Genomic DNA, 13,648 nt, shown 5'->3' with positions numbered 1-13,648 from the left:
TTAACGCCGTCAATGAGGGAACAAATACGATGGTAAATAAGGGGTGAATCATGGCGCAATTTATCGATAGACGACTGAACGGAAAGAATAAAAGTGCCGTTAACAGACAGCGCTTTATTCGTCGTCATAAAGAGAAAATCAAGGAATCGGTAGCTGATGCGGTCAACCGTCGCTCAATCACCAATACTGAAACTGGTGAAGACGTTGCGATTCCACATAAAGACATCAACGAACCCATTTTTCATCAAGGACAAGGCGGCGTCAAAGAGCGCGTGCATCCGGGTAATGACCAGTTCATCAAAGGCGATAAAATTGAACGGCCGAAAGGCGGTGGACAAGGTGGTGGTGCCGGTGAAGGGGAAGCGAGCCCGGATGGCGAAGGCCAAGACGAGTTTGTGTTTCAGATCTCTAAAGATGAATATCTCGATATCCTGTTTGAAGATCTTGCCCTGCCGAATTTAGAGAAAACGCAGGTCAACAAAATTACGGAGTGGAAAACACACCGTGCGGGTTATCAAACGGCCGGTGTGCCAGCGAATATAGCAATCGTTAAATCACTGCAACAATCCTTGGCGCGTCGAACCGCGATGACCGCGGGTAAACGTCGTATGATGCGTGAGCTCGAAGATGAGTTAGACCGCATTCAAAATCAAGAGCCCGCGCTGCTTATCGAAGAGCGCCGCCTGAAAGAAGAAATCCAAGCATTACGTAAAAAAATTGATAGTGTGCCGTTCATCGACACCTTTGATTTGCGTTTTAAAAACTACGAGCGCCGCCCTATTCCATCAAGCCAAGCGGTGATGTTTTGTGTCATGGATGTCTCAGGCTCAATGGATCAGGCCACCAAAGATATCGCCAAGCGCTTCTACGTACTACTTTACCTGTTTTTAACCCGCACCTATGAAAATGTCGAAGTGGTGTTTATTCGTCACCATACGCAAGCCAAGGAAGTCGACGAGCATGAGTTTTTCTACTCACAAGAAACCGGTGGCACCATCGTATCGAGTGCATTGCGATTGATGAATGAAATCATCGCCGACCGCTTCCCTGTGGGGCAATGGAATATCTATGCTGCACAAGCTTCTGACGGTGATAACTGGGCGGACGATTCGCCGCGTTGCCGAGAATTGATGCAAGAAGGCCTACTGCCAAAATGTCAGTACTTTTCTTATATCGAGATCACGCGCCGCTCGCATCAAACCTTGTGGCACGAATACGAAAAACTCGAAGGCGCGTTTGGCAATTTCGCGATGAAAAACATACGAAGTGTTGATGATATTTTCCCTGTCTTTAGGGAACTATTCAGAAAAGAAAACGCTTAGGGAGGCACGATGACAACCACAACTAAAAAGCCGACTAAGAACAACAGTAAGCTACTTCCCGATGGGCCAGATTGGACATTCAGCCTGCTTGAGCGCTATCACGTCGAAATCAAACGTGTCGCTGAACACTATCGCCTCGACACTTACCCCAATCAAATTGAGGTGATTACCTCGGAACAAATGATGGATGCTTATTCAAGTATCGGCATGCCCATCAATTACAACCATTGGTCGTTTGGTAAAAAATTCATCCAAACTGAACAAGGTTATAAACATGGCCAAATGGGGCTAGCGTACGAAATCGTCATTAATTCTAATCCGTGTATTGCCTACTTGATGGAAGAAAACACCGTCACGATGCAGGCACTGGTGATGGCGCATGCCTGTTACGGCCACAACTCATTTTTCAAAGGCAACTATCTGTTTCAAACATGGACAGACGCGGGCTCGATCATTGACTACTTGCTGTTCGCTAAAAAGTACATCACCGAGTGCGAAGAAAAATATGGTGTCGCTGAGGTTGAGGACCTACTCGACTCTTGTCATGCCTTAATGAACTACGGTGTCGATCGCTATAAGCGCCCAGAAAAAATATCTATCGCGGAAGAAAAGCTCCGTCAAGATGAACGCGAAGCCTATCTCCAATCACAGGTTAACGATCTATGGCGTACCGTGCCCAAATCGGCAGAAAAAGAAGAGGATTGTAAAGTTCGCTTCCCTTCTGAACCACAAGAAAACATCCTCTACTTTATTGAAAAACACGCCCCGCTATTGGAGCCTTGGCAGCGAGAAACGGTGCGCATCGTACGTAAAGTGAGCCAATACTTTTATCCGCAAAAGCAAACGCAGGTGATGAATGAAGGTTGGGCGACCTTCTGGCACTACACCATTTTAAATCACATGTACGATGAAGGTGTGGTTTCTGAGCGCTTTATCCTTGAGTTTCTGCACAGCCATACCAGCGTGGTTGCCCAACCCGCGTACAACAGCCCTTATTTTAGCGGCATAAACCCATACGCTTTAGGGTTTGCAATGTTTCGTGATATACGCAGAATTTGCGAAGAACCCACTGATGAGGACAAAGAGTGGTTCCCAGAATTAGCGGGCACTGATTGGTTGGATGCTTTGCATTTCGCCATGCACAACTTTAAAGATGAGAGCTTTATTAGCCAATATTTATCACCGAAATTAATTCGTGATTTTAAACTGTTTTCGATCGTTGATGATGACCGTAAAAACTATGTTGAAATCAGCCATATTCATGACGATATGGGGTATAGAGCCATTCGTGAAAAACTGGCGGCTCAATACAATCTCAGTAACCTCGAACCCAACATTCAAGTGTTTAACATTGATGTACGCGGTGACCGCTCAATGACGTTGCAATACGTACCACATGACAGAATTCCATTGCATGACAGCGCTAACGAGGTTCTAAAGCACCTCTATCGCTTGTGGGGCTTCGATATTATTCTCGAAGAAGTCAAAGATACTGGACGTCGGGAAATCATTGGTTCATGTCCACAGCGAAATCAATATGACTCGGGCATTTAGTGCTTTCAGCGGTTAAATGTCATGGTTGATAATAGACCTGATCTAACGGCATTATGATCAAAAAAAGGGGCTCGCTTGAGCCCCTTTCATCTCTATTTCCCGTTTAAAGACCTACGCTTTACGACTAGCGATAATATCGCGCACCGCTTGCAAATCTTCCGGCGTATCCACCCCTGCAGCAGGTGCTTCTTTAGCCACTGCGACATGAATTTTTTCACCGTACCACAACACGCGAAGCTGCTCTAAACATTCAACTTTTTCTAACGCACTTGGCTGCCAGTTAATATAAGTATTAATGAAGCCGGCACGGTAGGCATAGATGCCAATGTGGCGCAGTAATGGCTGAGCAATGGTCTTGTTATTAGCAAAGTTGTCACGATCCCAAGGAATCGTCGCTCGGCTAAAGTACATCGCGTAACCATCTTTGTCAGTGAGCACTTTTACTGCATTTGGATTAAACACTTCCGCTTCATCACTGATTTCGACCGCAAGTGTCGACATAGGCGCTTGGCTATTCGCCAAGTTTTCTGCCACTTGAGCGATGATTGATGGGGGAATTAATGGCTCGTCACCCTGAACATTAACGATGATGTGATCATCAGCGATCCCCATCAGTTCAACCACTTCAGCTAAACGCTCAGTGCCTGATTCATGGTTAGGTGAAGTCATACACACTTGCGCGCCAAACGCTTTAGCGGCTTGCTCAACACGCTCATCATCAGTGGCAATGATCACTTGGTCAGCGCCCGCTTGTATCGCTTGCTCATAAACCCATTGCACCATCGGCTTGCCACCAATGTCTGCAAGCGGCTTACCTGGCAAACGCGTCGATTGGAAACGAGCAGGAATAACAACCGTAAATGACATTATCGTCCCTCATCCATGCTCATAGAACGCGCTTCCGGCTCTAACAGCATTGGAATGCCTTCTTTGATTGGATAAGCAAGGCGATCCGCTTTGCAAATCAACTCTTGTTTGTCTTTATCATAAGTCAGTTTGCTTTTGCACACAGGGCACGCAACGATTTCAAGCAGACGGTGATCCATAATGTTCCTTTATTTGATTAATTCGTTCTAAAATACGCTGTTCGTCATGTTGAGAAAACGTCGCTGAAACAGGCAAATACCACCAGTTTTCTTGCGCCGCTTCGACACATTTTACCGCATCTTTTTCTGTCATAATTAGATGTGAACCGCGCGTAGCTAATTCACGCAATTGCTCAATGGCGAAATCCTGATGGTCGGCAAAACCTTGGCAATGGACCAAATCGGCACCCAACTGTTCTAAAGTATTAAAAAAGCGTGGAGGATGACCAATACCCGCCATTGCGACCAATTGTTTTAGCTGGCTAACTGGGATTTGTTCACGGGTTTTCATATTAACAGCCAAACTTGGCGTTAAAGTCATTGCCGCTTCCCCAACCAGTGCTTGGCCACCATTGGTGATCACAAAATCAACCTCAGTAAGACGCTCAACACTCTCACGCAATGGCCCTAAAGGCAGTAATTGTTGATTGCCAAAACGACGCTTCCCGTCCACCACCGCAAACTCAATATCACGCTCTAAAGCATAATGCTGCAGACCATCATCGGTAATGATTATGTCCACACCGAGTGGCAATAACGCTTTGACTGCGTTTGCTCTCACTGGGTCCACCGCAACCGGCGCATGGGTGCGTTTGAAAATGAGTTTTGGCTCATCACCACAATAAGCCGTCGACGTTTGGCTATCAACGAGCAATGGATAACTCGGTGCTTTAGCGCCATAGCCTCGAGAAACAACACCCGGTTTATAGCCAAGTGCTTGCAGTTTCTCTACCAGCCAAATCACCATTGGCGTTTTACCATTACCACCAGCCGTAATATTGCCGACGATAATGATTGGCACTGGCGAGCGATAGGTCGCTTTTTTAGCATTTTGATAGTCTTGGCGACGTGAACGACTAATCAGGCCAAATAGCTTACTCAGCGGCCACAACAGTGGCCATAGCAAATACTTGAGCGGATGGTTCTCAAACCAAAGCTTTTCAATCACAGCTTAACCACCAAATTGAATACGGTGTAATTGAGAATACGCACCATCTTTAAGCGCAATCAGTTCTTGATGGCTACCACGTTCGACAATCTCACCTTCATCCACCACCAAAATTTGATCGGCTTTCTCAATGGTTGAAAGACGGTGTGCAATCACCAATACGGTTTTATCTTTTTGTAGCTCATCCAGTGCAGCTTGAATCGCTTTTTCAGATTCAGTGTCCAGCGCAGAAGTCGCCTCATCAAGAATCAGTACCGGTGCATCACGCAGCAACGCACGGGCAATCGCAATACGCTGACGTTGACCACCAGACAAACTCGCACCGTTTTCACCAATCACAGTATCAAGCCCTGCATCCATCTTATCGATGAAATCCATCGCATGCGCTAAACGTGCTGCGTGCTCGATCTGCTCACGGGTGTATTTTTCAGTTGCCGCATATGCAATGTTATTGGCGATGGTATCGTTAAACAAATGGACGTTTTGTGAAACCAAAGCAAAGTGGCTACGAAGATTTTTAAGCGTGTAATCACGCACATCATGGCCATCCAAGCTAATCGAGCCGGAATCAACATCGTAAAAACGATTAAACAAGTTGGCGATAGTACTCTTACCTGAGCCTGAACGACCGACCAGAGCTAAAGTCTTACCTTGTGGAATGGTAAACGAGACGTTTGATAGTGCAGGTTTTTCTTTACCACCATAAGTAAACGTCACGTCTTTCACTTCAACGTCACCGCGAACATTTTGGCTTTCAAACTTACCATTGTCTTGTTCGGTGTCTAAATCGATCAAGGCGAATAAGGTTTGGCTTGCCGCCATACCGCGTTGGAAATCAGAAGTAACGTTAGTCAACGCTTTCAAAGGACGCATCAGACCGAACATCGCCGAAAAGATAACCGTAAAGGTACCTGGAGTCAGTGTTTCACGAATTGAATCAACACTGGCTAAAAATAGTACTGTCACCAAAGCGGTTGAGGCAATCAACTGAATCACTGGGTTAGCCACTGCTTGCGCCGAAACCAATTTCATCGACTGTTGACGCATTCGGTTGCTGACCGAGTCAAAGCGCTCACGCTCCACTTCTTGTCCACCGTAGCTCAGCACCACTTTATGGCCTTTTAGCATTTGCTCAGCCGACGACGTAACATGGCCCATGGTGTCTTGCATGCTTTTCGACACTTTTCTAAAGCGCTTAGAAACCACGCTGATTGCCCACGCAACGACTGGCGCCACCACAATAAGCACTAATGACAGTTCCCAACTGTTCCAGAACATCAGCGTCAATAGACCAATAATACTTGCACCTTCACGGACAATACTGACTAAAGCACGGCTGGTCGCACCCGCAACTTGTTCCGAATCATAAGTAATGCGAGACAATAAGCCGCCGGTCGACTCTTTATCAAAGTACGCGACAGGCATGTGCATAAACTGACTAAAAATAGCGCGGCGCATTTGCATGACAACATTGCCCGACACCCAGCTTAGGCAGTAAGTAGAAACAAACCCACTTAAACCACGGACGATCATCATGCCAAAGATAATAAAAGGTAAAGTGCGTAGAAAATTCGATTCAGCATTACCAAAACCCTCATCCAACAAAGGCTTTAATAGTGAAACCATGTAAGTATCAGCGACAGCGTTGATGATTAAGGCTACAACCGCAGCTGACAAACCGAGCTTGTACAAACGGATATACGCCCACAAACGTTGAAAGGTTTGCCACGTTGTTTCATCTTGATCTAGAGACATAGAAGTGCTTTATTCTTTTTACAATAATCTTTCTATTCTACTCGCTTACGCAGCATCTGCCTATACCATGCCAGCCCTTTGCTTGAACGCAATGCCACCAAGCGGCGATTTTTGCCGCGATAATAGAGTGATATCTGCCCTGAACTGCCGGTATCAAACCAATTCGCTTCAGCATCCAGGTAGCGCGCCTTTACCGCAGGACTCGGCAACAGCCACCGCCCTTGGAACGCTGACGAAGATAGCGCTAATTGCGGTGAAACCTTGGCAATAAAGGCCGAAGAAGAGGAGGTTTTACTGCCATGATGGGGAACAATAATCACGTCACTGGCCAACGATGGGGATTGTCGTAATAACATCCACTCCGCAACCGCTTCAATATCGCCCGTTAACAAAATTGAATGGTCATGCTCACTGTCATATAAACGCACCACGCATGAATGTGGATTATAAGCGCGAGAGGCAAGTTGCGGAGGCCAGAGCACATCAATATCAATTCCCTGCCAGCGCCAACTATTCCCAGCAATACACGCTTCGATCTTGTGTTGCGATGCAACTGCGCTTTGGCTCGCCCAAATTCGGACATCTGGCCAACGATCAACGATCGCCGCTAATCCACCAGCATGATCATTATCAAAATGACTGATCAACACACCATCTAAGGTTGTCCCCCTCGCCGTCAACAACGGTATGAGCAGTTGCTGCGCATAGCTACCTTGAGAAAAGAGCGTATCACGCGTCTGAGAGCTAGAGACCAATGACGTAGCCCGATTCACTCGCTGCCAAGCAGCACCTGTATCATAAAGTAGTGCGTGCTGGTTTTTCTCTATCACTATCGCCAGCCCATGACCAACATCAAGCAAGTCCATCCGCCACTCAGGATTTTGTGTTCGTGTGCTCAAGGTAAAAATGACGCTCAATAGCAAAATGCACCATGCTTGGCGAGAAACGATGAAACCTAGACTGCACAACATCAGCGCAGCAATAAGCCATAATACTTGCTGATTAGAAAGCTCAAACCACAAGCTATCACTAAACGACAGAGCTAAGTCCATCGGAATCAAAGACCAATCAACCAGGTTGATTAGCCACTGTGTTAGCAGAGGAGCCCCCGCAATAACCACCACTGACAATACGACTGAGAGCAGCAATAATGGAATGACAACAAAGCTGAACCACGGCACAAAAACAAGGTTGTAGAGAAAGGCATGAAGACTCAACCCCAAGTAGAGCCATGCAACAAGCAATGCCATCACCACCACGAGGCAAAGCTGCATGAATATCGCTTTAAGCAGCCCTGAGCGTATCTGCAATCGACAAGAGAGGAACAGAAAGATAATCGCCACCGCACTAATCGAGAGCCAGAAACTCGCGGCATAGCTGGCAAAAGGGTCGCCAAGCAACAATACACACACCACCAGCAACCAAGTAAAGCGATAAGAGGTATGAATACGAGTCAATTGAAGCAGCATCAACACGCCAACCATCATTAATGCGCGCTGAGTCGGTATCGCAAATCCCGCCAACCAAGCATAACCTAACGCGGCCGCGCCGCCGAAAATAAGCGGCAACCACACTTTTTTACCGCCAGCACGCAGTAAAGCGAAACCAATTAGCCAACCAACTGAAAACGCAATCCCCACGTGCAAGCCAGAAATGGCTATCAGATGACTCAACCCACTTTGTTGTAACGCGTGCCATTGACTGGATGGAATATATCCTCGCTCACCGAAGCTCAATGCCAACAACAAACCTTGGCTACTAAAAGATTTAGAGGCCTGAAACATCCGGTTAAATAAAAATTGTCGTAACGACGCGGTGCTTTGAATGAAATAGGAGTGCTTAGTGTTTATTGATGCCGCCCCTGTGACGCTTTGGCTTACGGCGTATTTCTCTCGGTCAAAACCCACTTCATTGAGCACGCCGACAACCGGTTTAATTCTCACTTGAGCGGTTATCCGATCGCCTAGCTGTAGATTTTTGGGGGTGATTAAGTAGACTTTAGGTCGAGAAAGGTAGCTCAATCTTTCACCATTGATTGATCTAACCGAGGCTATCCCTTGAAAGCCATGCTTAATTGGCTTAAAAAGACTGTCAACTTCAGCATTTATGATAATATTCGAACCGGCTTGAAACAGGGTGTTTGATTGATGGAGCAACAAATTGCTACTAGTCAAAATCACGATTAGTGCCAAGGCAATTCCACAGCCCCATCGAAGCCTTCTACAATAGAAACTAAGCAATAGCCAAACTAGGCAAGGAACTGACCAACCCCACACAGGCATACTTGGCCAAATGGGTGTGGTTATGATCAAGGTAGCGAATGACGCTAATGTCCAATAATGAATAAAGAGAGACATAATTTCCGATGCCAAGAAAATTCATAAAACGCTTTATGCCTGACCATGAGATGATCAAACGTCAGAAGGCATTAAAGGTTTTTGGCAATGTGCTTTATAACCCAAATTTATGGTGCCTTAACCGCCGCTCAGCAGCCGGTGCGTTTGCTGTTGGCTTGTTTATGGCGTTTGTACCGCTGCCAAGCCAAATGATTATGTCGGCTGGACTCGCCATTATCTGCGGAGTTAACCTTCCCCTTTCCGTTGCCTTGGTGTGGGTGAGTAATCCGATTACCATGCCGGTATTGTTTTACTTTGCCTATAAGCTGGGCGCTTGGGTTATGCATGTACCGCCGCAACCCTTTCACTTTGAACTGTCGTGGGAATTCATCCTGCACCAAATGAGCACCATCGGGCCGCCATTCCTGCTCGGCTGCATGATTTGTGGTGTCACATCAGCAATGATTGGTTATTTCGGTATCAAAGGGCTTTGGCGTTATTCAGTGGTTAGAAGCTGGCAGAAACGTCGCTTCCGTTTACCTCGAAAGCTAAGATAGACTCTGTCGCAAAGACAAACGAATAATTTAGCGCAATATTAAATAAACATCATCACACCAAGAAATTGCTATGTTGCTTGAGTATGATGATTTGCTTTGAACGTTTAAATACTGCCTCATATTCAGATATAAAAAAAGGACCTTTCGGTCCTTTTTTTGTTTTTACATTCACTCAATCAACAATGGTATTATTGTTCATAAAACCGTTATTTAGAACTTAGCACAGCAGCGGGATTGAGCTGACTGGCTCTTGAAGCAGGATACCAAGTCGCGAGTAAGCTCAACACAATGGCGGTTCCCGAGACCATCAGCACATCACTCGACATCACTTGAGATGGTAAAAAATCAACAAAATAGATATCTCCCGAGAGGAATTGGTGGCCAATCAAAGCTTCAAGACCTTTGATTATCGGCGTGAGGTTGAGCGCAACCAATACCCCGACGACACTGCCAAAAAGACTGCCGAGCACGCCAGAGAATACTCCCTGCCAAACAAAAATACGCTTTACTAAGCCATCGGTCGCCCCCATGGTACGTAAAATCGCAATCTCTGCTGCGCGATCTTTCACCGCCATCATCAAGGTCGAGACAATGTTGAAGCTCGCCACACCAATCACCAATACCATCACCAAATACATAATGGTACGAACTAGCTGAATATCGCGATAAAGGTAGCCATATTTACTCTGCCAAGAGCGTAAGTAGACCACTTCATTCAAAGTATTACCGACTTCACGAATGATCGGTAGAGTATCCAACACCTCGGTCACACGCACCGAAACACCACTGACAGCACTGCCTAATTTGGCGTAATTTTGGGCATCTGCGAGAGGAATCAAAGCAAGGTTATGATCTATCTGGCCATTGAGCGTAAGCAACCCCGCCACCTTAACTCGTACCCGCTTTGGCGTTTGCACTTTACTTGCGCTGCCGGAGGAAGGAATCAACAAGCTAATGTAATCACCGACCTTTGCATCTAATAAGTCAGCAACACCTTGACCAAGAATCACTTGCTGCTGACCAGCTTGAAACGCCTGCCAACTCGCAGGGTCGATAAACTGGCTTAAGTTAGAGACCAAAGACTCTTTGTCCGGATCAATACCGCGCACTTCGATCGCTTTCAGTTGCTGGCCACGCTCTGCCAATGCAGTGAGTTTGACGTAAGGAGCTGTCGCCTCAATTTGCGGGTGTTTTTCCGCTTGTTTGAGCAAGTTCTGCCAATGTTGAATCGAACCGTGCACGCCTTCAAATTCACCGTGCGGAATCACCGACAAAACACGATCTTTCAACTCGCGTTCAAAACCATTCATTGCCGACAAGCCAATAATGATTACCGCCACACCGACTGCAATACCGATGGTCGAAGAAAGTGAAATAAACGACACCATTTTATTGCGCTGTTTGGCGCGACTAAAACGACGACCAATGAACAAAGATAGTGAAGAGAACACTACGCGCCCTCCACATCAACCAACAAACCATCTTTCATATGCAGTTGGCGATCCATTTTACCCGCCAATTCACCATCATGGGTGACGACTAAAAATGCCGTGCCTGACTCTCGATTAAGCTCACGCATTAAGTCATAAATTGCCAATGCGGTTTTATGATCTAGATTACCTGTCGGTTCATCCGCTAACACTAGGTCTGGGCTATTCACCAACGCACGCGCAATGGCCACTCGCTGGCGCTCACCACCAGAAAGCTCCGAAGGACGGTGTTCAACACGATGTGAAAGACCGACTTTTTCTAACAACGCGAGTGCTTTTTGTTTTGCATCGACCACCTTCATACCACCAATTAGCAGTGGCATTGCTACGTTTTCTAACGCGCTAAAGTCAGCTAAAAGATGGTGAAACTGATAAACAAAGCCCAAGTGTTTATTTCGCAACTTCGCTTGCTTGTTAGAACTGAGTTTCGATAGCTCTTGCCCTAAAAAGGTCACCTGTCCTGCACTGGTATCATCTAGAGCGCCCAATACATGCAAAAGTGTACTTTTACCTGAACCTGAAGTACCAATAATTGAGACCAGTTCGCCGCGTTTCAAATCAAAGCTGACGCCTTTCAAAACTTGAGTTTCCAGCGCCCCTTCATGATAAATCTTGGTTACATCACGACACTGTAGTAAATCACTCATATCTTAATGCCTCAGCAGGTTTAACAGACGATGCTCGATAAGAAGGAAACAATGTTGCCAGTAGGCTGAGCATCACAGCCAAAGAAACGACAACCAATATTTGCAGCGGATTAATCACTACTGGCAATGAGCCACCGAATGAGAACAAGGCAATGCCCGCACTCTCCAGTAAGCTATTCAAATTGGACGAAAGTAAAACACCTAACACGCCACCTATCACCGCACCCACTACACCGCTGCTCGCGCCTTGCACCATAAAAATGGCCATCACTTGGCGATCGGTCATGCCTTGCGTTTTCAAAATAGCCACTTCCGATTGCTTCTCCATTACCACCATTATCAACGCGGATACAATGTTAAATGCAGCGACGCCGACAATAAGGCCAAGCATCAGACCCATCATATTCTTTTCCATGCGCACCGCTTGGAATAACTCTCCTCGTTGCGCGCGCCAATCTTGCCACTGCCAGCCATCTGGCAACGGTTGTTTACTCATATCACTGACAACAAACGGATCGTTAAAGAACAAACGCCATCCGGTCATTGTATCTTTATTAAGGCGCATTAAACGCGCAGCATCATCTAAATGGGTTAACATAAGTTGCCCATCGACGTCAGAACCGGTGTTATAAATACCAGCAACAGTAAAAATACGTTGACTAGGGATGCGGCCAAGAGGAGTAAACTGACTGGCGCTGGTGACCATTAGACGGACTTTATCGCCTGGCGATAAATCCATAGAGCGCGCCAGTGAACTGCCGATGAAAACTTGGTATTTACCCGCTTTTAGCTCTGACAATCGTCCAGCAATAAGATGCTCTTCAATCGGGTCGTGCTCACCGGGTTCAATACCAATCAACAACCCTGCACTCAATTTCTTTGCACTTTGAATGACCGCTTCGCTTTGCACGATGGGCTCTGGATGGCCGGCACTCGACATCGCTTGAATAAATTCAGGCGCACTTTCACTGCGGGGCGTTTTGCCGTCATCGTGGGAAATAATTGCCTGTGGTAGCACACCAAGGATGCGACCTTTCAGTTGACCTTCAAAGCCATTCATGACTGAAAGTACGGTGACAAGAGACATCACTCCAATCGTGATGCCGGCAGTCGACATGTAAGAAACAAAACGGCTAAACCTATCACCAGATCGTCCACGTAAGTAGCGCAATCCAATATAGGTCGACACTGGATGAAACATAACAAAAACCAAAGCCAAATAATGACGAATACTGTAACGGTTAATTTAAAGGGCTGATAGCCTTAAATTGCCATTTCACGGTTAAATTTAGTAATTAAGTCGCCGATAACAATGACATACCTTGATTAGTTGCCGTGTATGACGATAATCAGAACATCAATAGAAGGAAAAGTTGCATGTCTGACCAAGAATATTTCTCTGTTCATTACCAAATGATCGCCAATGTCGAAGCCTTGGCAGAAAATGCGGCGTATCCAACCTTCGACCAATTTGAGGCTGAAATTCCAGCGCCATTTCTGGTAGCCAGTGAATTTAGCTTTCTCGACCAACTCAATGATGCTGCGCGCGCCGAATTGAAGAGCAATGATTTTAAGCACGTCATTCAATTGTTAGATACACAAAATAGTAAACTCAATCTTCTGCTAACCTTTATGTTATCGCAGCAAGATGACCCAGCACTACGTCACCAAACTCTTACCTTTGGCGCAAGCCAGTTTAGCTATCAAGCCGAACAAGCTTTGACCATCGGTCAGAAGCTGCGAGTAAAACTGTTTCTCGACCATCCTGCTGCCGCCATTTATTGCTATGGTTCCGTGACTCAATGTACGGAAGAGAACCAGCAGTATGTCATTACCGTCAAGTACGACCTACTCCGTGATTTAGACCAGGATTTGTTGATAAAGGCCGCCCTTTACCAACAACAAAAGCTGCTGAGACAGCGCTCTCTAAACCGCGAAAAATAGCGTAACAAC

The 13,648-nt window shown here is 46.2% G+C and carries 12 protein-coding genes; 4 read left to right on the top strand and 8 right to left on the bottom strand.

What is annotated here, in order from left to right; all coding sequences use genetic code 11:
• Positions 1 to 50: 50 nt before the first annotated feature.
• Together RH85_RS03690 and RH85_RS03685 are read left to right on the top strand one after the other, a co-directional pair.
• On the top strand, positions 51 to 1,322 hold the full coding sequence (locus RH85_RS03690; protein WP_006710854.1) for a YeaH/YhbH family protein: 1,272 nt from the start codon (positions 51 to 53) through the stop codon (positions 1,320 to 1,322).
• Between the two features lie 9 nt (positions 1,323 to 1,331).
• Complete coding sequence (locus tag RH85_RS03685) at positions 1,332 to 2,876, top strand: SpoVR family protein (protein ID WP_006710853.1); 1,545 nt, start codon at positions 1,332 to 1,334, stop codon at positions 2,874 to 2,876.
• A 111-nt stretch (positions 2,877 to 2,987) separates the two neighbouring features.
• Here RH85_RS03685 and kdsB read toward each other — a convergent pair whose 3' ends face one another.
• Genes kdsB through RH85_RS03660 form a run of 5 tightly spaced genes read right to left on the bottom strand, consistent with a single transcriptional unit; the run spans position 2,988 to position 8,947 of the window.
• The gene (gene kdsB, locus RH85_RS03680) at positions 2,988 to 3,743 is read right to left on the bottom strand and encodes a 3-deoxy-manno-octulosonate cytidylyltransferase (protein WP_006710852.1); all 756 of its coding nucleotides are present in this window, start codon (positions 3,741 to 3,743) and stop codon (positions 2,988 to 2,990) included.
• Positions 3,743 to 3,922 carry a Trm112 family protein gene (locus RH85_RS03675; RefSeq protein ID WP_005594740.1) on the bottom strand — a complete coding sequence of 60 codons (180 nt, stop codon included), beginning with the start codon at positions 3,920 to 3,922 and terminating at the stop codon, positions 3,743 to 3,745. Before RH85_RS03675 ends, kdsB begins: the two co-directional genes overlap by 1 nt.
• On the bottom strand, positions 3,903 to 4,910 hold the full coding sequence (gene lpxK, locus RH85_RS03670) for a tetraacyldisaccharide 4'-kinase (RefSeq protein ID WP_006710851.1): 1,008 nt from the start codon (positions 4,908 to 4,910) through the stop codon (positions 3,903 to 3,905). The genes RH85_RS03675 and lpxK overlap by 20 nt, the downstream gene beginning before the upstream one ends.
• Before the next feature lie 3 nt (positions 4,911 to 4,913).
• Positions 4,914 to 6,665, bottom strand: coding sequence for a lipid A ABC transporter ATP-binding protein/permease MsbA (gene msbA, locus RH85_RS03665; RefSeq protein WP_006710850.1), 1,752 nt, complete (start codon positions 6,663 to 6,665; stop codon positions 4,914 to 4,916).
• A 32-nt stretch (positions 6,666 to 6,697) separates the two neighbouring features.
• On the bottom strand, positions 6,698 to 8,947 hold the full coding sequence (locus RH85_RS03660; protein ID WP_160162452.1) for a DNA internalization-related competence protein ComEC/Rec2: 2,250 nt from the start codon (positions 8,945 to 8,947) through the stop codon (positions 6,698 to 6,700).
• Positions 8,948 to 9,030: 83 nt separating this feature from the next.
• Between RH85_RS03660 and RH85_RS03655 the strand changes: the two genes are divergently transcribed.
• The gene (locus RH85_RS03655) at positions 9,031 to 9,558 is read left to right on the top strand and encodes a DUF2062 domain-containing protein (RefSeq protein ID WP_006710848.1); all 528 of its coding nucleotides are present in this window, start codon (positions 9,031 to 9,033) and stop codon (positions 9,556 to 9,558) included.
• Positions 9,559 to 9,764: 206 nt separating this feature from the next.
• Here the strand turns inward: RH85_RS03655 and lolE are convergent, their stop codons facing one another.
• Genes lolE through lolC form a run of 3 tightly spaced genes read right to left on the bottom strand, consistent with a single transcriptional unit; the run spans position 9,765 to position 12,896 of the window.
• Positions 9,765 to 11,009: a lipoprotein-releasing ABC transporter permease subunit LolE gene (lolE, locus tag RH85_RS03650; RefSeq protein ID WP_006710847.1), complete on the bottom strand. Its 1,245-nt coding sequence runs from the start codon at positions 11,007 to 11,009 to the stop codon at positions 9,765 to 9,767.
• Positions 11,009 to 11,695, bottom strand: coding sequence for a lipoprotein-releasing ABC transporter ATP-binding protein LolD (lolD, locus tag RH85_RS03645; protein ID WP_006710846.1), 687 nt, complete (start codon positions 11,693 to 11,695; stop codon positions 11,009 to 11,011). Before lolD ends, lolE begins: the two co-directional genes overlap by 1 nt.
• The gene (gene lolC, locus RH85_RS03640; RefSeq protein WP_039948503.1) at positions 11,688 to 12,896 is read right to left on the bottom strand and encodes a lipoprotein-releasing ABC transporter permease subunit LolC; all 1,209 of its coding nucleotides are present in this window, start codon (positions 12,894 to 12,896) and stop codon (positions 11,688 to 11,690) included. Before lolC ends, lolD begins: the two co-directional genes overlap by 8 nt.
• 176 nt (positions 12,897 to 13,072) lie before the next feature.
• Here lolC and RH85_RS03635 point away from each other — a divergent pair, with 176 nt between their 5' ends.
• A complete protein-coding gene (locus RH85_RS03635) occupies positions 13,073 to 13,639 on the top strand; it encodes a hypothetical protein (protein ID WP_006710844.1) in 567 nt (188 codons plus the stop codon).
• The last annotated feature ends 9 nt before the right edge of the window (positions 13,640 to 13,648 follow it).

The organism is Vibrio ichthyoenteri ATCC 700023 (genome assembly GCF_000222605.1).
GTDB classification, from domain to species: Bacteria; Pseudomonadota; Gammaproteobacteria; order Enterobacterales; family Vibrionaceae; genus Vibrio; species Vibrio ichthyoenteri.
This window is presented reverse-complemented; position numbering and strand designations above follow the sequence as displayed.

What these genes read in the sequence shown, in the direction of transcription:
- lolC (WP_039948503.1), bottom strand. Translation starts at nt 12,896, where the DNA reads ATGTTTCATCCAGTGTCGACCTATATTGGATTGCGCTACTTACGTGGA.
- kdsB (WP_006710852.1), bottom strand. Translation starts at nt 3,743, where the DNA reads ATGTCATTTACGGTTGTTATTCCTGCTCGTTTCCAATCGACGCGTTTG.
- RH85_RS03685 (WP_006710853.1), top strand. Translation starts at nt 1,332, where the DNA reads ATGACAACCACAACTAAAAAGCCGACTAAGAACAACAGTAAGCTACTT.
- RH85_RS03655 (WP_006710848.1), top strand. Translation starts at nt 9,031, where the DNA reads ATGCCAAGAAAATTCATAAAACGCTTTATGCCTGACCATGAGATGATC.
- RH85_RS03690 (WP_006710854.1), top strand. Translation starts at nt 51, where the DNA reads ATGGCGCAATTTATCGATAGACGACTGAACGGAAAGAATAAAAGTGCC.
- RH85_RS03660 (WP_160162452.1), bottom strand. Translation starts at nt 8,947, where the DNA reads ATGCCTGTGTGGGGTTGGTCAGTTCCTTGCCTAGTTTGGCTATTGCTT.
- RH85_RS03675 (WP_005594740.1), bottom strand. Translation starts at nt 3,922, where the DNA reads ATGGATCACCGTCTGCTTGAAATCGTTGCGTGCCCTGTGTGCAAAAGC.
- RH85_RS03635 (WP_006710844.1), top strand. Translation starts at nt 13,073, where the DNA reads ATGTCTGACCAAGAATATTTCTCTGTTCATTACCAAATGATCGCCAAT.
- msbA (WP_006710850.1), bottom strand. Translation starts at nt 6,665, where the DNA reads ATGTCTCTAGATCAAGATGAAACAACGTGGCAAACCTTTCAACGTTTG.
- lolD (WP_006710846.1), bottom strand. Translation starts at nt 11,695, where the DNA reads ATGAGTGATTTACTACAGTGTCGTGATGTAACCAAGATTTATCATGAA.